Source organism: Curtobacterium sp. YC1 (assembly GCF_016267665.1).
Classification (GTDB): Bacteria; Actinomycetota; Actinomycetes; order Actinomycetales; family Microbacteriaceae; genus Curtobacterium.
The window spans coordinates 1,672,969-1,693,407 of record NZ_CP066341.1 but is presented as its reverse complement, the minus strand read 5'-3'; the positions used below and the strand labels follow the sequence as shown (position 1 = coordinate 1,693,407).

The window sequence follows — 20,439 nt, the reverse complement described above, 5'->3', positions numbered from 1 at the left end:
GGGATGCGCGCGAATCTGGGCGTTTGCCGTGTTCGAGGACTACCGTTCCGAATGACGCTCACGATCGGCTACCCGGCCTGGATCGGCGTCCTGACCAGAAGGAGCTCCACCATGTCCCATCCCGGCAACGCACCCGCGCAGTCGAACACCTTCGCCATCGTTTCCCTGGTGCTCGGCATCGTGGGCGTGTTCGGCGGCATCTTCCTGGCCATCGTCGGCGTCGTCGCCGGCATCATCGGCCTGGTGTTCGGCATCCTCGCGCGCAAGCGTGGTGGCAGCCGCGGCATGGTGCTCGCGGGCATCATCCTGTCCGCCGTCGCGATCGTCATCGGCATCGTCGGCTACATCATCACCGCGGTCGTCCTGACGAACATGTGAGCAGGAGCCCGTCCGCGGGCCCGCATCGTGAGCAGGAATGGTCGAGTCCCTTCCGAGGACTCGACCATTTCTGCTCACCATCGGTTCGGTCGGTTCGGTCAGCCGAGCAGCCGCGACCAGGAGTCACCCTCAGGCCGATCGGCGTAGCGTGCGGCGCATGAGCTACAGCCAGCCTGACCCAGCCGAAGAGACCACCCAGAGCGAGACGCCGGAGCAGCCCGACACCGACCAGGACACCCTGGAGGAACAGGGCGGCGAGCCGGCCGCGCTCGAGATCGACGCCGACGACGTCCCCACCCAGCCGGCGGACTGACACCGTCGTCATCCAGTGAGCAGAAGAGGTCGGGTCCGTTCGTCGGACCCGACCTCTTCTGCTCACTCAGCGCTTGTCCCGTGCATCTGAGCGCGCGCCGATAATGCATATTATGTCAACTCAGCGGTTCCCGCCGGTGCCTGACGGTCCCCTCGTGACCACTCAGACCCGCGTCCCCGTCACCTCGGCCGACAGGTCCCACAGTTCCCGGGCCGCGACATCGTCGGTGAACGAGGGCCACATCCGCAGCCGTGCCGGAGCGCCCGCCACGATGCGGCGGGGTCCGTAGAACTCGTCGCCGCGAGCGTCGGGGCCGGTCGCTGCGAGCAGTGCCGGGAGCGCAGCGCGTTCCACCGTACCGAGCACGCCGACGCGGGACAGGGCCTCGACGATCCGCTGCTCGCCGCCCGCTCGCTCGCGTCCCATCCCTGGCTGGGCGGCGAGGAGGTTCGTCGGCGAGACGCCGGGGTGCGCCAGGTTGCTGCTGATCCCCCAGCCCTCGGCTCGGCTCCGCGCGTCGAGTTCTCGAGCGAACAAGCCGATGGCGACCTTCGAGGCACTGTAGGCGCGCATCACGTCGTACCGCTGCTGCTGCTGTGCGAAGTCGTCCAGTTCGAGGCGGGAACGCCGGGCGGCGACGCTCGTCTGGTGCGTCACCCGGCCGCGTCCGGCGCGCAGCAGCGGGAGGAGTCCGAGGGTGAGGGCGAAGTGCCCGAGGTGGTTCGTCCCGACCTGGAGTTCGAACCCGTCCTCGGTCTCCTGTCGGACCGGAGGGCGCATCACGCCGGCGTTGTTGACGAGCAGGTGGACGGGTCTCCCCTCGTCCCGCAGCGCAGCGACGAACGCCGCGACGGAGTCGAGCCGTGCCAGGTCGAGCGCGGTGACCCGGACGGTCGCCCCGGGCACGACGGAACGAATGTGCGCGGCGGCCCGTTCACCCTTCTCGGTCGACCGGACGGGCATGACGACCTCGGCGCCCGCCGCAGCCAACCGGCGTGCGATGACGGCACCGATGCCGTCGCTGGCGCCCGTCACGACGGCGAGCGTGCCGGTGCGGTCAGGGACGTCGAATCGGGGTGTGGTCGGCATGGTCGGTCCTCCGTGGTCAGTGAAGCGTGGGCGTGTGCCCATGCTCCTGGCAGCCGTCCGGGACATCCAGGGCCTGCTGGTCAGTGGCTGAGCTCCTGTGGATGCACCACCGCGAGCAGTTGCAGACGCTCGTGGCTGACGCTCCCCGGCTCCGCCGTGTAGACGAGCATCCGGTGCGACTGTTCCGGGTCGACGAGCGTCTGGCACGACAGTTCGAGCGGCCCCACCATCGGGTGCAGGAACCGTTTCCGGTCGGGCAGCTGCACGCCGACCTCGTGCCGTTCCCACGCCTCGCGGAACCGGGCGTTGTCCTGGAGCGCCTCGACCATCGCTGCGGCACGCGACTCCGGGCCGCGCAGGGCGACGAGTTCGCGCAACCCGGCGGCGTACACACGCGACAGGTGCTCTCGCTCGGCGGGCGGGTACGCCTGCTGTGCGGCGGGGTCGGTGAACCACCGGTAGCCCAGACTGCGCGCGTTGCCGGTGCGCCGAGCGGCGTCACCCGTCAGCGCCCGCCCGAGCGGCGTCTGACGGAGCGTCTCCCCGAGTTCGGTGACGACCTCTGCGGGTGTGTCGACCAGCCGGTCCAGGATCCGCAGCATGCCGGGTGCGACGTGTTCGCTCACGGTCCCCCGTGCCGGTGGCTGGTGGCCCGCGAGCCGGAACAGGTGGTCACGCTCGTCGACCGACAGGTGCAACCCCTGTGCCATGGCGGCGATCATCTGCGCGGACGGAGCGGGGCCGGTCCCCCGCTCGAGGCGTGCGTAGTAGTCGGTCGACATGTTGCTCAGGCTCGCGACCTCCTCACGCCGGAGTCCCTCCGTCCGTCGACGGGGACCACGCGGCAGCCCGACGTCCTCGGGTTGCAGGGCGGTGCGACGGCGACGCAGGAACGTCGCAAGGGACTGACGATCGATCACGACACGTTCCTACACGGATGCATCGCCCGTATCCACGGTTCGCCGATCCACCTCACGGGTGGGACGGAACAGCGACCAGGAAAGCGGCCCGGTCGGCTCGGCTGGTCAGAACACGGCGACCGTCATGCCCGACGAGGTCGCCGGGCGGTCCATCGCCACGAGCGCGTCGGGCAGGTCCGCGAAGCCGATGGTGCGACCGATCGTCTCCTCGGGTCGGAGCGTGCCGGCGACGACCGCGTCGAGCATCGCGCCGTACTCGCTGACCGCCGCTCCGTGGCTGCCGAGCAGTTCGAGCTCGTCGGCGATGACGCGTCCCATCGGGATCGCCGGTGCGGCCTCGTCGTCGAGCAGCAGCCCGACCTGCACGTGGCGGCCACGCGGGCGGAGCGAACCCACCGCTGCCACCGACGTCGCCCGGCTGCCGTAGGCGTCGATCGACAGGTGGGCTCCCCCGTCGGTGCGGGCGCGGACCGCCGCCACGGCGTCGTCGTCCATCGGCACGGTCTCGGCGCCGAGCGCGGCAGCCCGTTCGAGGGCGGCTGCCGACACGTCGACGGCCACCACCCGGGCGCCCGCGGCGATCGCCACGAGGACGGCCGACAGCCCGACGCCGCCGCAGCCGTAGACCGCGACCCACTCCCCTGCGGCGACCCGTCCTCGGGCGTGCAGCGCGTGGAAGGCCGTGCCGAACCGGCAGCCGAGCCCGGCCGCGACGGCGAAGCCCACGGAGTCGGGCAGGGCGACGAGGTTGACGTCGGCGTGCGGGACGACGACCGCCTCGGCGTAGGAGCCCTGCAGGTCGAACCCGGGCTGCTGCTGCCGGGTGCAGACCTGGGTCGCGCCGTCGAGGCACTCCGGGCAGCTGCCGCAGGCGAAGACGAAGGGCGCCGTGACGCGGTCACCGACGGCGAAGCCACGGACCTCGGACCCGACGGCCCGGACGACCCCGGCGAACTCGTGCCCGGGCACGTGCGGCAGCCGGACCGATTCGTCGTGTCCCTTCCAGGCGTGCCAGTCGCTGCGGCACACCCCGGTCGCGGCGACGGAGACGACCACGCCGTGGGCCGGCGCCACCGGTTCGGCGACCTCGACGATCGCGGGGACGGAGCTGAACTGGTCGTACTGGACAGCGCGCATCCCGCCATCCTGGCAGACGCGCTCAGAAGCAGAAGCAGAAGCCGAACGCCCCCGCACCGACGCGCCCATCCCCCACCGCCGCCCCCCCCCCCCGAGTGAGCAGAAGACGTCGAGTGGGCACGTGCGACCCGACGTCTTCTGCTCACTCGACAGGGAACAGTCGACGGGAAACTCCCGACGGGCAAGGCAGCCGCCGGGCAACGGGTACGCCGCGGCTCACGACACGCCGCTCGGTGCTCCCGCGTCCGCCGCGACGTCCTGCTGCACCGCGAACTGTGTCCGGTGCAGCTCCTCGTACCGTCCGCCCGCGGCCAGCAGCTGCTCGTGCGTCCCCCGCTGCACGATCGAGCCGTCCTCGACCACGAGGATCAGGTCGGCACTGCGGATGGTCGACAGGCGGTGCGCGATCACCATCGCGGTCCGTCCTTCGAGCGCCTCGCTGAGTGCCGCCTGCACCGCCGCCTCCGACGTCGAGTCGAGTGCCGCGGTCGCCTCGTCGAGGATGACGACCCGCGGCTGCGCGAGCAGGAGGCGCGCGATGGTCATCCGCTGGCGCTCACCGCCGGACAGTCGGTAGCCGCGCTCCCCCACCATGGTGTCGAGCTGGTCCGGCAGGGACCGGATGAGCGGTTCGAGCCGTGCGCGGCGGACGGCGTCCCACACCTCGTCGTCGGACGCCTCGGGGCGCGCGAGCCGCAGGTTCGACCGGATGGTCTCGTGGAACAGGTGGCCGTCCTGCGTCACCATGCCCATGGTGTGCCGCATCGAGGCGAACGTGACCTCGCGGACGTCCGTCCCGGCCAGGCGGACGGCGCCGCTGTCGACGTCGTACAGGCGTGCCAGGAGCTGCGCGATCGTGGACTTCCCCGCCCCGGAGGACCCGACGAGTGCCACGGTCTGCCCCGGCTCGATCCGGAAGGACACGCCGTGCAGGACCTCCTCGCCGCCCCGGGTGTCCAGCGTGGAGACCTCCTCGAGCGAGGCGAGGGACACCTTGTCGGCGGAGGGGTAGGCGAACCGCACGTCGTCGAACTCGACGGACACCGGCCCCTCGGGCACCGTCACGGCGTCGGGCTGCTCCTGGATGAGCGGGCGGAGGTCCAGGACCTCGAACACCCGCTCGAAGCTGACCACGGCGCTCATGATCTCCACGCGTGCGTTCGCCAGGCTGGTCAGCGGCGCGTACAGGCGGGTCAGCAGGAGCGCCAGGGTGACGACCGCTCCGGTGTCCAGCTGACCGGCGAGGGCCAGGAAGCCGCCCAGACCGTACACGAGCGCGAGGGCGAGCGCCGACACGAGCATGAGCGCCGTGACGAAGACGAACTGCAGCATCGCGGTGCGGACCCCGATGTCACGCACGCGGGCGGCGCGCACGCGGAACTCCTCGGCCTCGTCGTCCGGGCGGCCGAACAGCTTGACCAGCGTGGCGCCCGGTGCCGAGAACCGCTCCGTCATCTGCGTGCTCATGGCGGAGTTGTGGTCGGCGGCCTCGCGGCGCAGGGCGGCGAGGCGACTGCCCATCCGGCGTGCCGGCACCAGGAAGACGGGGAGCATGACCACCGCGAGCACCGTCACGAGCCACGAGGTGCTCAGCATGACGGTCAGCGTGAGGACGAGCGCCACGAGGTTCGTGACCACGCCGGACAGCGTGCCGCTGAAGGCCTGCTGGGCGCCGATCACGTCGTTGTTCAATCGGCTCACGAGCGCGCCCGTCCGCGTGCGGGTGAAGAACGCGATCGGCATCTTCTGCACGTGGTTGAAGACCGCCGTCCGCAGGTCCAGGATCACGCCCTCACCGATCCGCGCGGAGAACCAGCGGGTCAGGAGCGACACCGCCGCGTCGGCCACGGCGACGAGGGCGATGACGACCGCGAGCCAGACGACCGTCGACACCGCACCCCGGGCGACGATGACGTCGACCACCCGGCCGGCGAGCACCGGCGTCGCGACGGCGAGGAACGCGCCCACGACCGACAGGGCGATGAAGACCACCAGCTTCGACCGGTAGGGCACCGCGAACGTCATGATCCGCCGCAGGGACTCACGGGAGAACCCGTGCTTGCCGTCCCTGGCGGTCGAGATCTTGTACAGCGAGCTCCAGGCCGCGCCTTCCATGCTCATGGCAGGTCCTCCTCCGTCGGGGACGGGCAGCCGGGTCGGCTACTCGCCGAAACCGCTGCGCACGAGCTCGGCCAGCGCGTCCACCGCGTCCTGCGCGTCCGCTCCGGTCGCCTCGATGGACACCGTCGCGCCCTTCGGCAGCGCCAGGGCCATGATGGCGAGCAGGCTCTTCGCGTCCACGCCGTTCACGCGCACCGCGGCGTCGTACTTCGCGGCCGTCTTGACGAACTCCGCCGCGGGGCGGGCGTGCAGCCCGGTCTCGTTGACGAGCTCGACGCGTTCCGACGCGGCCACGTCGTCGACGCCGGCGGCCCCGGCACCCGGCACCGGGCCTCCCGGCTGGTCACCGGACGGACGGGAGGCGGTGCTCGCGTCGTCCGCGGAGGCTGCGGCGGACGCCGCAGCGGCGAGGACCGCCTCCGCGTCGCCACCCGTCTGCGCGGCCACGGCCGCGGCCACCGTCCCCTCGACCAGCGGGGCCTGCGAGACGTGCACACGGGCACGGAGGTCGTCGTCGAGGAAGTCGAGCGCGGTGTCGGTGGTCAGGTAGGCGGATCCGAGGTCGCAGAGCACGACGACGGCGTCCGCGGCGGCGAGTTCCTCGATGCCGGCCGTGATGGCCTCGAACGAGGTGCCGATCCCGCCGTCATCGGTGCCACCGGCCGCGACGAGGGGGACGTCGGCGGCCATCTGCCGCGCGAGCTCGACGGTGCCCGTCGCGATCGCCGCGCTGTGCGAGACGACCAGGATGCCGACGGTCACGCGGCGTCCACCGCGGCGCGCAGGATGTACGCCGTCGACTGTGCACCGGGGTCCCGGTACCCGATCGCGCGGTCGCCCAGGTAGCTGGCACGGCCCTTGTGGGCGACGAGCGGCTCGGTGTCGGCGGCGCCCTGCGCTGCGGCGTCGGCCGCGGCGGTCAGGACGGCCCGCGGGTCGGAGCCGGCGGCTGCAGCTGTGGCCGCAGCGTCGACCGCCGGGCTCCACGCGTCGACCATCGTCTTGTCGCCGACGGCGGCCTTGCCGCGGGACACGACGCCGTCGCGAGCCGCGGTCAGCACGGCCACCAGGGTGTCGGCGTCGAGGTCGGTGGCGTCGCCGGCGGCCTGGGCGGCCTTCAGGTACGCGGTGCCGAACAGCGGGCCGGCGGCACCGCCCACCGTCGAGATGAGCTTGGTCGCCACGGTCTTCAGGACCGCTCCCGGCGTGTCGAAGGACCCGCCGTCGACGGCTTCGAGCACGGCACGGAAGCCACGGTCGAGGTTCTCGCCGTGGTCGCCGTCACCGATCTCGCGGTCGAGCGTGACGAGCTCTGCCCGGTGTTCGTCGATCGTCGCGGCGGTGCGACGGACCCAGTCGATGGCCCATGCGGTGTCGAGCGCCAATGCGGTTCCCTTCTGCGTGTCCGGCCCGGCGGGCGCGGTGTGGTGGTGCTGGTGTCCCCCGGTGGTCCTGCCGTGGTTCAGCGGCCCCAGCGCAGGGCCGGGGTCTCCACCGGGGCGTCCCAGAGGGCGGTGAGGTCGTCGTCGAGCACCGTGACGGTGAGCGAGAACCCCTGCATCTCGAGGGACGTGACGTAGTCGCCGACCAGGCTACGCGCGACGGTGAACCCGCGGTCGGTCAGCACCTCGGCGGCGCGGCGGTAGGCGATGTAGAGCTCGGACAGCGGCGTGCCGCCCATGCCGTTCACCAGGAGCAGCAGCTGCGACCCGGCCGGGGCGTCGAGGTCGGTGAGGATCGGTTCGAGCACGCGATCGACGAGCTCGTCGGCCGGTGCCATCGCGATCCGCTCGCGGCCGGGTTCGCCGTGGATGCCGATGCCGAGCTCGACCTCGTCGTCGGCGAGCACGAAGGACGGCTCCCCCGCGTGCGGGACCGTGCCCGACGCGAGTGCGAGTCCCATCGACCGGGTGACGTCGTTGACGTGCCGGGCCACGGCGGCGACCGCGTCCAGGTCGTCCCCGCGTTCGGCGGCGGCACCGGCGCACTTCTCCACCACGACGGTCCCGGCGACCCCGCGCCGACCGGCGGTGTACAGGGAGTCCTGCACGGCGACGTCGTCGTCCACCACGACCGATTCGACACGCACGTCGTCCATCGCGGCGAGCTCGGCGGCGGTCTCGAAGTTCAGGACGTCGCCCGTGTAGTTCTTCACGATGTGCAGCACCCCGGCGCCGCCGTCGACGGCCTTGGTGGCGGCGACGATCGGGTCGGGGGTCGGGCTCGTGAACACCGGACCGGGGACGGCGGCGTCGAGCATGCCGTACCCGACGAACCCCGCGTGCAGCGGCTCGTGCCCGCTGCCGCCCCCGCTGACGATGCCGACCTTGCCGGCGACCGGGGCGTCGGCGCGGTGCAGGTGGATCGGGTCCTCGACCAGGACGACATGGTCGGCGTGGGCCCGGGCGAAGCCCCGGACCGTCTCGTCGACCACGGCCTGCGGGTCGTTGATGAGCTTCTTCATGCGTGCCTCCACGGGGACGGGGTCGAGCCGTGGCGGTCACACCGCCGTCGTCGACCGGAGTGGGGCCAATCTACATCGGCGGCACGGGCGGGCGTCCCGTCGGACTGCACGTTCGTGCACCGGACCGAGGACGTGTCACCCGCCGCGGATCGTGCGGGGCACACGAGCCGTGCACGTTCGTGCACGTTGACCGGATCACCGCGCGGATGGATCGCGCCGCCGTGAACCCCGTCACTATGCTCGGCCTCAATCACTCAACGGGGAGTGCGGCGCAGCACCACCGGACCCCCAACCCTCACGCACTGGAGGTCACCGATGGACGACATCGGCGTCAAGTTCCTGTCCGAGCTCGTCGGCACGGCGATGCTCATCATCCTGGGTGGCGGTGTCGTCGCCGCCGTCTCCCTGACGAAGTCGAAGGGCTTCGGCGCCGGGTTCCTCATGGTCACGATCGGGTGGGGCTTCGCGGTCTTCGCCGGCGTCACCGTGTCGTACAAGTCCGGCGGTCAGCTCAACCCCGCGGTGAGCCTCGCCCAGGCGATCCTCGGCAACATCACCTTCGGCGCGATGCTCCTGTACTGGGTCGCCCAGCTCATCGGCGCGATCATCGGTGCGGTCATCGTCTGGCTCGCGTACAAGCAGCACTTCGACGAGGAGCCCGACTCCGCCGCCAAGCTCGGCGTCTTCTCCACCGGCCCCGCGATCCGTTCCTACGGCTGGAACGTCGTCACCGAGATCATCGGCACCTTCGTGCTGGTCTTCGTCGTCATCGCCTTCACCAACGGCCAGACGCCGGCATCGCTCGGCGCGATCCCCGTCGCCTTCCTCGTGATCGCGATCGGCGTCAGCCTCGGTGGCCCCACCGGCTACGCCATCAACCCGGCACGTGACCTCGGCCCGCGCATCGCGCACGCCCTGCTCCCGATCAAGGGCAAGGGCTCGAGCGACTGGGCCTACGCCTGGGTGCCGGTCGTCGGCCCCCTCGTCGGTGGCGCCCTCGCCGCCGGCCTCTCGTACGCCCTGCTGCCCGTCGTCAGCTGAGCACACCCAACCCAGGGATGAGCGGCCGGTCACGGCCGGCCGCTCACCGCACCGAACACCCGTAAGGAGCACCAATGGCCGACTACATCGTCGCCATCGACCAGGGCACGACCTCCACCCGAGCCATCGTCTTCGACCACTCCGGTTCGATCGTCTCGACCGGGCAGAAGGAGCACGAGCAGATCTTCCCGCGCGCCGGTTGGGTCGAGCACGACCCGTCCGAGATCTGGGACAACACCCGCGAGGTGATCGGTCAGGCACTGTCGCGTGCCGACATCACGCGGCACGACGTCGCGGCCGTCGGCATCACGAACCAGCGTGAGACCGCCGTCGTCTGGGACAAGACGACCGGCAAGCCGGTCTACAACGCGATCGTCTGGCAGGACACCCGCACGCAGGCGCTCGTCGACCAGCTCGCCGGTGGCGACACCGACAAGTACAAGGCCATCGTCGGCCTGCCGCTCGCCACGTACTTCGCGGGCACCAAGATCATGTGGATCCTCGAGAACGTCGAGGGCGCGCGTGAGAAGGCCGAGGCGGGCGACCTGCTCTTCGGCACCACCGACACCTGGGTCCTCTGGAACCTGACCGGTGGCGTCGACGGCGGCGTGCACAAGACCGACGTCACGAACGCGTCCCGCACGCTGTTCATGGACCTCGAGACGCTGCAGTGGCGCGACGACATCCTGGCGGACTTCGGGGTGCCGAAGTCGATGCTCCCCGAGATCGTCAGCTCGTCCGAGGTCTACGGCCACGTCGAGTCCTCGAGCCTGCTGCGCGAGGTCCCGATCGCGGGCATCCTCGGCGACCAGCAGGCCGCGACGTTCGGCCAGGCCGCGTTCGACCAGGGCGAGTCGAAGAACACCTACGGCACCGGCAACTTCCTGATCTTCAACACCGGTACCGACATCGTCCGCTCCGAGAACGGGCTGCTCACCACCGTCGGCTACAAGCTCGGCGACCAGGACACGCACTACGCACTCGAGGGGTCGATCGCCGTCACGGGGTCGCTCATCCAGTGGCTCCGCGACAACCTCGGCCTCATCGGCAGCGCCCCGGAGGTCGAGGCCCTGGCCAAGACGGTCGAGGACAACGGTGGCGTCTACTTCGTGCCGGCGTTCTCGGGGCTCTTCGCGCCGTACTGGCGTCCGGACGCCCGCGGTGCGATCGTCGGCCTGACCCGCTACGTCAACAAGGGGCACATCGCGCGTGCGGCCCTCGAGGCGACGGCGCTGCAGACCCGCGAGGTGCTCGACGCGGTCAACGCCGACTCCGGTGTGGACCTGACCGAGCTCAAGGTCGACGGTGGCATGACCGCGAACAGCGAGCTCATGCAGTTCCAGGCCGACATCCTCAACGTGCCGGTCGTCCGCCCCGTCGTCGCCGAGACCACGGCGCTCGGTGCGGCCTACGCCGCCGGTCTCGCGGTCGGCTTCTGGGCCAACCTCGACGAGCTCCGTGCCAACTGGCAGGAGGACCAGCGCTGGGAGCCGCAGCTCGACGCCGCGGAGCGCGAGCGCACGCTCCGTCTGTGGAAGAAGGCCGTCACGAAGACCTTCGACTGGGTCGACGAGGACGTCCAGTAGCAACAGCGGCGCACGCTGACCGCGTGCACTGGACGCACTGCCGGGAGGCCCGGTGCCGGTTCCTGGAACCGGCACCGGGCCTCCTGTCGGTTGCGGCCACTGCACGTCGGTCGCAACGCGCTGGCGTCGACGCGGGACGCCGGCGTCGTGCGCACACGCCGGTGTGGTGCGCACACGCCGGTGTCATCGTGAGACGCCGCGGGGCGCACGAGACGCCGCCGGTTCCGGGGGTGTTTCGGCGGCTCGGACGCGTGACACGGAGACGCCGGCGTCCTGCCGGGCGGCTCGGCGTCGTCCGAGGGTCACGTCGGGGTCCGTCGGAACACGCCTGCGTCGTCGTGAGGCGCCGCGATGATCGCGAGACGCCGCCGATTCCGGGGGGCGTCTCGGCGGCTCGGAGGCGTCGGACGAACACGCCGGCGTCCTGCCGGCGGCCCGTCAGGGTCGAGCCGGGGTCGATCCGGCGACCCGAGGTCAGGCGGTGGGAGCGGCGCCGATCCAGTCGGCGAGCTTGCGGGACGCCGCGCCCGAGTCGATCGCGTCGGCCGCGACCACGAGCTGCTCGCGGAACCGGTGCAGGATCGGGCGGTCGGACTCCCCCGGGTCCTGCGCGAGCCGGAACGACACCAGGCCCGCTGCGGCGTTGAGCAGCACGATGTCGCGAACCGGACCGGTCTCCCCCGCGAGCACACGGTGCACGACCGCGGCGTTGTGATCCGGGTCGCCGCCGAGCAGGTCCGAGGTCTGCGCCCGGGCGATGCCGAGGTCACGCGGGTCGAGGTCGTGCTCGGTGATGCGGCCGCCGGTGACCTCCCAGATGTGGCTGTGACCGGTCGTGGTGAGCTCGTCGAGACCGTCGTCCCCACGGAACACGAGCGCCGTCGCTCCGCGTGTCCGGAACACGCCGGTGATGATCGGCACCAGGTCGAGTTGCGCGACGCCGACGGCGTTCGCCTCGCAGCGGGCCGGGTTCACGAGCGGGCCCAGGAAGTTGAAGACGGTGGGCACACCGATCTCGCGGCGGACCGCTCCGGCGTGGGCGAAACCGGGGTGGAACGCGTTGGCGAAGGCGAAGGTCAGCCCGACACGCCGGAACGTCTCGGCGACACGCGCGGCGTCCATCGTGAGATCGAGTCCGAGCGCGGCGAGCACGTCGCTCGATCCGGACTTCGACGAGCTGGCCTTGTTGCCGTGCTTCACCACGGGGACGCCTGCCGCCGCGATCACGATGGCCGCCATGGTCGACACGTTCACGGTGCCCACGACGTCGCCGCCGGTCCCCACGATGTCCAGGGCCATCGGGTCGACGTCCAGCGGGACGGCGGCGTCGAGGATCGCGTCGCGGAAGCCGACGACCTCGTCGACGGTCTCGCCCTTGGCGCGCAGGGCCACCGCGAAGGCGGCGATCTGCGCCGGGGTGGCACGCCCGCCCACGATCTCCTCCATGGCCCATGTGGACTGTCTGATCGTCAGGTCTTCGCGCGCCATGAGCGCGCTGATCACCAGGGGCCACGAGAGTACGTCAGGCATGGCTCGATCGTAGTGAGTTCGAGCGACCCGCCAGTCCGCTGCGAAAACACTGTCAGTGGTTTCGGCCATAATGGAGGACGTGACTAGCACCTCTCTCTCCAGATCAGCCAGCGCGCCGGCCCTCAACAGGCCGAACGCCGTGGCCGTGGGGACGATCGTGTGGCTGGGCAGCGAGGTCATGTTCTTCGCCGGCCTGTTCGCGATCTACTTCACGTTGCGCAGCACGTCCCCCGAGCTCTGGGCGACAGAGACCGCCAAGCTCGACGTCCCGTACGCGTCGGTGAACACGATCATCCTGGTGCTGTCGAGCTTCGCCTGCCAGTTCGCGGTGTTCGCCGCCGAACGCTTCCAGGTGCACCGCACGAGCTGGAACCCGCGCCACTGGGGCATGACGGAGTGGTTCTTCGTCACCTACGCCATGGGTGCGATCTTCGTCTGCGGTCAGATCTTCGAGTACGCCCACCTGTGGCACGAGGGCGTCACGCTCTCCTCCAGCGCCTACGGTTCGGCGTTCTACATGACCACCGGGTTCCACGGTCTGCACGTGACCGGTGGCCTGATCGCCTTCCTGCTCACGCTCGGCCGCGGGTTCGCCGCGAAGAACTTCGGGCACAAGGAAGCCACCACCGCGATCGTCGTGTCGTACTACTGGCACTTCGTCGACGTCGTGTGGATCTTCCTCTTCGCCGTCATCTACCTGATCAAGTAGGAACTGGACACCCCCCAGCACATGTTCACCAGAACCAAGTCCAAGAAGGGCCGCCGTTCCCCGATGGCGACCGTCTCGCTCATCGTCGTCGGTCTCATGACGACGGGTGGCGCGTACGCACTGTTCAGCTCGACGGCGAACGCCGACGACAGCGCGAGCACCGTCGCCGCCTCCAGCCAGTCACAGGTCAACGAGGGCGAGAAGCTCTTCGCGTCGAACTGCGCCACCTGCCACGGGCTGACCGCCCAGGGCACCAGCGAGGGCCCGTCCCTCATCGGTGTCGGCGCCGCGTCGGTCGACTTCCAGGTCGGCACGGGCCGCATGCCGATGGCTGCCCAGGGCCCGCAGGCCGAGGAGAAGCCCGCGCAGTTCACGGACGAGCAGGTCGACGCGCTCTCCCAGTACGTCGCCTCGCTGGGCCCCGGCCCGGCCGTCCCGTCCACCGAGCTCACCAGCGGTGAGGACGGCGACGCGGCCGAGGGTGCCGAGCTGTTCCGCATCAACTGCGCGATGTGCCACAACGTCGCCGGTGCCGGTGGCGCGCTGACCGAGGGCAAGTACGCCCCGAACCTCGAAACGGTCTCCGGCAAGCACATCTACGAGGCCATGCTCACCGGCCCGCAGAACATGCCGGTCTTCAACGACCTGAACCTGACGCCGGAGCAGAAGGCCGACATCATCACGTACCTCAAGTACGTGCAGGACAACAAGTCCCCCGGCGGCTTCGCACTCGGCTCCCTGGGGCCGGTCGCCGAGGGCCTGTTCATCTGGATCTTCGGACTCGGCGCGGTCGTCGCGATGACCGTCTGGCTGACCGCGAAGTCCAACTGATCGTCCGTGTCGAACGACACTGAAGGGAACACCATGGCAGAGCACGACGACGAGACGCTGAACTCGTCCTCGGCTGTCGAGAAGCACGGCACGACCACCTCCCCCGGGATCGCGGTCCTCCCGACCGACCCGTTCGAGAACCCGGGCGAGCCCCCGCACCGCCCGCGTCGCACCGACGTCGACCCGAAGAAGCAGCGTCTGGCCGAGCGCCAGGTCGCCGCGTACTTCTACCTGTCGATCGTCGGCAGCGTCCTGTCGATCGCGGCGTACGTCGCCTTCCCGATCGACGCCGACGACTTCGGCACGGTCCGCACCGCGAACCTGTTCCTCGGGCTGTCGATCGCCCTCGCGCTCCTCGCCCTCGGCCTCGGCGCCGTCTACTGGTCGAAGTCGCTGGTCGTCGACCGCGAGATCACCGAGCTCCGCCACGGCACCCGTGGCACCGACGAGACCCGTGCGAAGGCCGTCGAGGCCTTCCGCCTCGCCGACAAGGAGTCCGGGTTCAGCCGTCGCAAGCTGATCCGCAACTCGATGATCGGTGCCCTGGCCGCCTTCCCGCTGCCCGGCATCGTCCTCGTCCGCGACCTCGCCCCCGCCGAGGACCCGAACGAGCTGCTCCGCCACACGTTCTGGAAGCAGGGCCTGCGCCTGACGAAGGACCCGACGGGTCTGCCGATCAAGGCGTCGGACATCACCATCGGTTCGGTCTTCCACGTCATCCCCGAAGGGATGCTCGAGTCGGAGCACATGCTCGAGGAGAAGGCGAAGGCCTCCGTCCTCCTCATGCGTCTCGACCCGAAGGACCTCAACCCCGCCAAGGGCCAGGAGAACTGGGGCTACGACGGGATCGTCGCCTACTCCAAGATCTGCACCCACGTCGGGTGCCCGGTCGCGCTCTACGAGCAGCAGACGCACCACCTGCTGTGCCCGTGCCACCAGTCGACCTTCGACGTCGCGAACAACTGCGAGGTCATCTTCGGCCCGGCCGCCCGTCCCCTCCCCCAACTTCCGATCGCGATCGACGACGACGGCTACCTGGTCGCACAGAGCGACTTCCACGAGCCGGTCGGACCGTCCTTCTGGGAGCGTGAACGCTGATGTCCAGCACCACCACCACGACCGCACCGGCATCGGCCACCAAGCCGGCGCCGGAGCGCGGTTCCCGTCTCATCGGGGCCACCGCCAACTACATCGACGAGCGCACCAGCATCTCGGGCCTCGTCAAGGAGGTCGGCCGCAAGATCTTCCCCGACCACTGGAGCTTCATGCTCGGCGAGGTGGCGCTGTACAGCTTCGTCGTCGTCCTGCTCTCCGGGACCTTCCTGACGTTCTTCTACCAGGCGTCCATGGCCGAGGTCGTCTACAACGGCTCGTACGTGCCGCTCAAGGGCGTCGAGATGTCGATCGCCCTGCAGTCGACGCTCGACATCTCGTTCGACATCCGCGGCGGGCTCTTCGTCCGCCAGGTCCACCACTGGGCGGCCCTGCTGTTCGTGGCGTCGATCATGCTGCACATGGCCCGCGTGTTCTTCACCGGTGCCTTCCGCAAGCCGCGCGAGCTCAACTGGGTCTTCGGCTTCCTGCTCTGGGTCCTCGCCATGGGTGAGGGCTTCACCGGCTACTCGCTCCCCGACGACCTGCTCTCGGGCAACGGTCTGCGCATCATCGTCGGCATGATCGAGGGCGTCCCGGTGATCGGCGTCTGGATCGCCTACCTGCTCTTCGGCGGCGAGTTCCCGGGCACCGACATCGTCGGTCGTCTCTACACGCTGCACATCCTGCTGCTGCCGGCGATCCTCGTCGCGGTGCTCGGTGTCCACCTCGTGCTCGTCGTCATCAACAAGCACACGCAGTTCGCGGGCCCCGGCAAGACGAACGAGAACGTCGTCGGTGTCCCGATCCTCCCGGCGTTCGCCGCGAAGGCCGGTGGGTTCTTCTTCATCGTCGCCGGCATCCTGGCGCTCATCGCGTCGCTGTTCACGATCAACCCGATCTGGAACTACGGCCCGTACGACCCGTCCCCGGTGTCCGCCGGTACCCAGCCCGACTGGTACATCGGCTTCGCCGACGGTGCGCTCCGTCTGGTGCCGCCGCACTGGGAGGTCGTGTGGTTCGGCTACACCGTGTCGTTCAACATCCTCGTGCCCATCGCGGTGCTGGTCGGCCTGATCCTCGCGATCCTGCTGTACCCGTTCCTCGAGGCCTGGGTCACGGGCGACAAGCGTGAGCACCACCTGCTCGACCGCCCGCGCAACGCGCCGACCCGGACCGCGATCGGCGCCGCCGGCATCACGCTCTACCTGAGCCTGATGTTCGCCGCGTCGTCGGACATCATCGCGACGCACTTCATGGTGTCGATCGAGCACGTGATCCACGTGATCCAGGCCACGACGGTCCTCGGGCCGTTCGTCGCCTTCTGGATCACGAAGCGCGTGTGCCTCGCCCTGCAGAAGAAGGACCGCGAGATCGTCCTGCACGGCTACGAGTCGGGCCGCATCGTCCGCCTCCCCCACGGCGAGTACATCGAGGTGCACGAGCAGCTCGACGAGTACGAGCGGTGGAAGCTCCTGCAGTTCAACGACTACAAGCCGCTGATGATCCGCCCGAACGCCAAGGGCAAGATCACCGGTCTGCAGAAGGCTCGCGCCGGCGTCTCCCGGTTCTTCTTCGAGGACCGCATCGAGCCGGTGTCGAAGGCCGAGCTCGAGGCCGCGCACGCAGCGCACCACGGCCCGGACCTCGAGGGTGGCCACCAGGCTCCCCAGGTCGGCCCCGGGGATCACTGACACTCCTCGGCAAGCAACAGGGAAACCCCTCGTCCACCTCGTGGGCGGGGGGTTTCCCTGTTGCGCGGCAACACGCCGCCCCCAGTTCACGGCTGGTTCACCGGCGCGTGCTGGACTCGTCCAGGACGGTGTGGCAACGTGTTGCACCACGCATCCGCCAACGGAATGAGACCCCGATGGACAGCCGGACGGCCGAACACCCCAGGCCGAACCACTTCCTCCTCCACCTCAGTGACACCCACCTCGTCTCCGGCGATCGAGACCTGTACGGCGACGTGGACTCCGCCGCTCGGCTCACGGAGATCGTCGCGGACATCGAAGCATCCGGGACCCGCCCCGAGGCCATCGTCGTGACCGGCGACGTCGCGGACAAGGGCGAGCCCGGTGCGTACGCCCGGGTCCGCGAGATCCTGGAGCCTGCAGCGCGCCGCATCGGTGCACAGATCATCTGGGCGATGGGCAACCACGACGACCGCGGCGCGTTCCGGCAGGAGCTCTTCGGTCTGCAGCCGACGGACCGTCCCGTGGACTTCGTCTACGACGTGAACGGCCTCCGGGTCATCACGCTCGACACCAGCGTCCCCGGCCACCACCACGGCGAGGTCTCTCCCGAGCAGCTCGACTGGCTGGCCGAGGTGCTCTCCGAGGCAGCGCCGCACGGCACCATCCTCGCGATGCACCACCCGCCCGTGCCGAGCGTGCAGGACCTGACGGTCCTGGTGGAGCTCCGCGACCAGCAGGCCCTGGCCGAGGTCGTCGAGGGCAGCGATGTGCTCGCGATCATCGCCGGGCACCTGCACTACTCGACGAGCGCGGTGTTCGCCGGCATCCCGGTCTCGGTCGCGAGTGCCACCTGCTACACGCAGGACCTCACCGAGTACCAGGGCGGCACGCGTGGTCGGGACGGCGCGCAGTCGTTCAACCTGGTGCACGTGTACGGCCGCAACGTCGTGCACTCGGTCGTCCCCATCGGCCACTACGCCACGGTCGGCCAACCGGTCTCCGCCGTCGACACCGAAGCGCGCCTGGCGGCCCACGGAGTCACGATCCCGCCGGCGGTCGAGCCGGCGCCGGTGACGTCGAGCATCCCCGTCTTCACCCTCGACTCGGTGCCGGTCTCCCCCGTGCACCGGTAGCCAGTACTCCGTGAGCAGAAGAGGTCGGGTCCGCAGTGCGGACCCGACCTCTTCTGCTCACCATGCGTTGAGGGCCGCGGGCCCTACGGACGGGAGGCCCGTGGCGGCTGCGCGCCGTGCCTCCCGTCCGCCGACCGGTCACGACACACCGCGCGGGTGGCGTCGACTGGTCAGGGCCCGTCGTACGGCGGCGCGGGCGCCGACGGGTCGTGACCGGTCGGCAAGCGGCGGCCGGGCGCGCTAGGACGCCGCCCGGCAGGACGCCGCCCGGCAGGACGCCGCTCGCAGGACGCTGGCGCGTCCTACGCGTCGGCTCGCTCCCACGGCGCCGGGAACGGGAAGTACCGCTCCAGGAAGTCCGTGACGCGCTGCGTGCGCTCCTCGTCGCTGACCTCGGGGAAACTGCCGTCGTTCAGGCAGAAGAAGTCGGCGTTCCGCTTCTTCAGCAGGTCGTCGAGGGCACGGAGTCCGGACTGCATCGTGGTGTCGATGTACCGCACCTCGGCGTTCTCCTGCACGATCGCACGACCGGTCAGCAGCGAGTAGTAGTGGTACAGCGAGTTCGTCACCGAGATGTTGTCGGCGGCACGGAACCGCGAGGCCGCCGTCGCCGCGAACTCGTCGGCGAACTCGTGCTCCATCTCGGTCATGATCGACGACCGCAGCGGCGTCGGAGCGTGCTCGAGGTGCCGCGTGGTGACCGCGCCGAACCGCTGCTGCAGCAGACGACGGTTGACGCGCGCGGAGTTCTCGAACCCGCTGCGTGCCGGGTTGTTCGAGCCGAGCCCGATCCGGGTCGAGGCGAGGATGAACTTCGTCACCGACCCCGGGCTGAAGAACACCGACGGATCGACGAGCCGTCCGAAGAACATGTCGTCGTTCGAGTAGATGAAGTGCTCGCTGATGCCCGGGATGTGGTGCAGCTGCGACTCGACGGCCTGCGAGTTGTGCGTCGGCAGCACGGAGGGGTCCGCGAAGAACTCCTCGCTGCGCACGATCCGGACCTTCGGGTGCTCCGCGAGCCAGTGCGGCGCCGGGGAGTCCGTGGCGATGTAGATCTGCCGGATCCAGGGCGCGAAGGTGTGCACCGAGCGCAGAGCGTACTTCAGCTCGTCGATCTGCCGGAACCGGGCCGGGGCGTCGTCGCCCTCGCCCAGGACCGCGTTCGACTGCGCCGCCTGGCGGGCGCGCTGGTACTCGATGGCGTTGCCGTCGACCCACGAGAAGACGATGTCGATCGGGAACCGGATGTCCGACACGTGGTCGTCGAACATGTGCTCGACGGTGCGCCAGGTGCGGCCGTAGCGCTCGATGTCGACGAGGACGAACTCCTCGATCGGCAGGCTGCGACGCATCAGGGCGTTCTCGACGGGCGCGAGGACCTCGGTGTCGGTGACCCGCCAGAACTCGAGCTGGACGCTCGTCTCGGCGCCGTAGCGCAGGCGCCCGAGCGGCTCGAGCCGCGGGCGGAACACCCGGAGCACCGGTTCGTCGACGGAGCCGAGTCCGTCGTCCTGCACGAGCACGGCCGGCTCGCCCGGAGGCTTGGCGTAGAACGGCTCGTTGACCGCTGCTGCCATCACGGCGCTCTCGGCCCGCTGCCGGTCGCGCTCGTCGACGGCGATCACGGGCCGCTGGTCGTTGCCGCGGATGAGCAGGTGGTCGACGTCGGCCGAGGTGAGCGCGTCGTCCAGGAAGAGCAGGTCCTCGATCATCGACTGCTGCGGCGTCAAGTGCCCGTTGAGCAGCGTGAGGCGGCCCTTGCGGACGACGACGTCGGATCGGTCGAGACCGCCGGAGGACGGTCGAGGGGTCAGCAGAGGACTCTCGGTCACCGGCTCGGTCTCGTCGTTCATCCATGCCCTTCGGATCGTGCGGCCGGGTCGTGTACCCGACCCAGCGATCCTACCGGTCCACCCGCATCCGCGGTGTCCGTGCCCGTGTGCGCTCCGCCGGGCGCGCTCCGACCGGTCAGGAGGCCCGGGGTGCGTCCGCCTCGCGCGGCACCTTCACGACGATGCCGACCACCACGAACAGGCCGGCGGCCACCAGCTGCAGGCCGGCCCAGACCTGCCCGGGGATCGTGACGGTCACGACGGGGTTCCAGCAGACGGCCACGGCCGCCATGAGCACGGCCGCCCACCAGGTCCGCCCGCGCACGGCGAAGACGAGCACGATGAGCGCCAGCACCGTGACGCCCCAGCGGGCGTAGACGAAGCCGGACGAGTCGATGATCGCGACGCAGGACAGCAGCACGATCGCCGCGATGAGCGACGGCGCCAGTGCGGGTCGCGTGAAGCCCGGCGTCTCGGCGGTGCGGCGCGCTGCGGCGGGGGCCGGACGGGCGGGTGCTGCGGGCACGCCGTGCTGGGACGACCCCACCGGGGGCCGTCCCTTG

The 20,439-nt window shown here is 70.3% G+C and carries 19 protein-coding genes; 9 read left to right on the top strand and 10 right to left on the bottom strand.

The features are described 5' to 3' along the window. Positions 1 to 51: 51 nt before the first annotated feature. Together I8920_RS08025 and I8920_RS08020 are read left to right on the top strand one after the other, a co-directional pair. Entirely contained in the window at positions 52 to 378 is a 327-nt protein-coding gene (locus I8920_RS08025) for a DUF4190 domain-containing protein (RefSeq protein ID WP_198655888.1), read from the top strand. Between the two features lie 157 nt (positions 379 to 535). Further along, positions 536 to 691: a hypothetical protein gene (locus I8920_RS08020; protein WP_198655887.1), complete on the top strand. Its 156-nt coding sequence runs from the start codon at positions 536 to 538 to the stop codon at positions 689 to 691. A 162-nt stretch (positions 692 to 853) separates the two neighbouring features. Here the strand turns inward: I8920_RS08020 and I8920_RS08015 are convergent, their stop codons facing one another. From I8920_RS08015 to dhaK, 7 genes are all read right to left on the bottom strand, one after another. After that, positions 854 to 1,780 carry an SDR family oxidoreductase gene (locus I8920_RS08015; RefSeq protein ID WP_198655886.1) on the bottom strand — a complete coding sequence of 309 codons (927 nt, stop codon included), beginning with the start codon at positions 1,778 to 1,780 and terminating at the stop codon, positions 854 to 856. Between the two features lie 80 nt (positions 1,781 to 1,860). Then, a complete protein-coding gene (locus I8920_RS08010) occupies positions 1,861 to 2,700 on the bottom strand; it encodes a helix-turn-helix transcriptional regulator (RefSeq protein ID WP_198655885.1) in 840 nt (279 codons plus the stop codon). 105 nt (positions 2,701 to 2,805) lie between these two features. Next, positions 2,806 to 3,837, bottom strand: coding sequence for an alcohol dehydrogenase catalytic domain-containing protein (locus tag I8920_RS08005; RefSeq protein ID WP_198655884.1), 1,032 nt, complete (start codon positions 3,835 to 3,837; stop codon positions 2,806 to 2,808). Between the two features lie 216 nt (positions 3,838 to 4,053). Continuing rightward, positions 4,054 to 5,958, bottom strand: coding sequence for an ABC transporter ATP-binding protein (locus tag I8920_RS08000; RefSeq protein ID WP_198655883.1), 1,905 nt, complete (start codon positions 5,956 to 5,958; stop codon positions 4,054 to 4,056). A 39-nt stretch (positions 5,959 to 5,997) separates the two neighbouring features. Beyond that, positions 5,998 to 6,720 (bottom strand): dihydroxyacetone kinase phosphoryl donor subunit DhaM, encoded by a 723-nt coding sequence (gene dhaM / locus I8920_RS07995; protein ID WP_198655882.1) that lies wholly within the window; start codon positions 6,718 to 6,720, stop codon positions 5,998 to 6,000. Further along, positions 6,717 to 7,343: a dihydroxyacetone kinase subunit DhaL gene (dhaL, locus tag I8920_RS07990; RefSeq protein WP_198655881.1), complete on the bottom strand. Its 627-nt coding sequence runs from the start codon at positions 7,341 to 7,343 to the stop codon at positions 6,717 to 6,719. Before dhaL ends, dhaM begins: the two co-directional genes overlap by 4 nt. Positions 7,344 to 7,420: 77 nt before the next feature. Beyond that, positions 7,421 to 8,422: a dihydroxyacetone kinase subunit DhaK gene (gene dhaK, locus I8920_RS07985; protein ID WP_198655880.1), complete on the bottom strand. Its 1,002-nt coding sequence runs from the start codon at positions 8,420 to 8,422 to the stop codon at positions 7,421 to 7,423. A 315-nt stretch (positions 8,423 to 8,737) separates the two neighbouring features. Between dhaK and I8920_RS07980 the strand changes: the two genes are divergently transcribed. Together I8920_RS07980 and glpK are read left to right on the top strand one after the other, a co-directional pair. Next, complete coding sequence (locus I8920_RS07980) at positions 8,738 to 9,463, top strand: MIP/aquaporin family protein (RefSeq protein WP_198655879.1); 726 nt, start codon at positions 8,738 to 8,740, stop codon at positions 9,461 to 9,463. 74 nt (positions 9,464 to 9,537) lie between these two features. Continuing rightward, the gene (glpK, locus tag I8920_RS07975; RefSeq protein WP_198655878.1) at positions 9,538 to 11,049 is read left to right on the top strand and encodes a glycerol kinase GlpK; all 1,512 of its coding nucleotides are present in this window, start codon (positions 9,538 to 9,540) and stop codon (positions 11,047 to 11,049) included. Positions 11,050 to 11,523: 474 nt separating this feature from the next. On the opposite strand, the gene trpD is transcribed toward glpK, so the two are convergent. Continuing rightward, positions 11,524 to 12,579 carry an anthranilate phosphoribosyltransferase gene (gene trpD / locus I8920_RS07970; RefSeq protein ID WP_198655877.1) on the bottom strand — a complete coding sequence of 352 codons (1,056 nt, stop codon included), beginning with the start codon at positions 12,577 to 12,579 and terminating at the stop codon, positions 11,524 to 11,526. A gap of 67 nt (positions 12,580 to 12,646) precedes the next feature. On the opposite strand from trpD, the gene ctaE reads away from it, so the two are divergent. From ctaE to I8920_RS07945, 5 genes are all read left to right on the top strand, one after another. Next, positions 12,647 to 13,288 carry an aa3-type cytochrome oxidase subunit III gene (gene ctaE, locus I8920_RS07965; RefSeq protein WP_269802240.1) on the top strand — a complete coding sequence of 214 codons (642 nt, stop codon included), beginning with the start codon at positions 12,647 to 12,649 and terminating at the stop codon, positions 13,286 to 13,288. 21 nt (positions 13,289 to 13,309) lie between these two features. Continuing rightward, the gene (gene qcrC / locus I8920_RS07960; RefSeq protein WP_198655875.1) at positions 13,310 to 14,119 is read left to right on the top strand and encodes a cytochrome bc1 complex diheme cytochrome c subunit; all 810 of its coding nucleotides are present in this window, start codon (positions 13,310 to 13,312) and stop codon (positions 14,117 to 14,119) included. 33 nt (positions 14,120 to 14,152) lie between these two features. Next, positions 14,153 to 15,217: a cytochrome bc1 complex Rieske iron-sulfur subunit gene (gene qcrA / locus I8920_RS07955; protein WP_198655874.1), complete on the top strand. Its 1,065-nt coding sequence runs from the start codon at positions 14,153 to 14,155 to the stop codon at positions 15,215 to 15,217. Beyond that, positions 15,217 to 16,905, top strand: coding sequence for a cytochrome bc1 complex cytochrome b subunit (qcrB, locus tag I8920_RS07950; RefSeq protein ID WP_198655873.1), 1,689 nt, complete (start codon positions 15,217 to 15,219; stop codon positions 16,903 to 16,905). Before qcrA ends, qcrB begins: the two co-directional genes overlap by 1 nt. Before the next feature lie 176 nt (positions 16,906 to 17,081). Next, positions 17,082 to 18,041 (top strand): phosphodiesterase, encoded by a 960-nt coding sequence (locus tag I8920_RS07945; RefSeq protein WP_198655872.1) that lies wholly within the window; start codon positions 17,082 to 17,084, stop codon positions 18,039 to 18,041. A gap of 302 nt (positions 18,042 to 18,343) precedes the next feature. Here I8920_RS07945 and I8920_RS07940 read toward each other — a convergent pair whose 3' ends face one another. Together I8920_RS07940 and I8920_RS07935 are read right to left on the bottom strand one after the other, a co-directional pair. Further along, complete coding sequence (locus I8920_RS07940; RefSeq protein ID WP_198655871.1) at positions 18,344 to 19,897, bottom strand: stealth conserved region 3 domain-containing protein; 1,554 nt, start codon at positions 19,895 to 19,897, stop codon at positions 18,344 to 18,346. Between the two features lie 115 nt (positions 19,898 to 20,012). After that, a complete protein-coding gene (locus I8920_RS07935; protein WP_232832693.1) occupies positions 20,013 to 20,402 on the bottom strand; it encodes a DUF6804 family protein in 390 nt (129 codons plus the stop codon). Between the last annotated feature and the right edge of the window lie 37 nt (positions 20,403 to 20,439).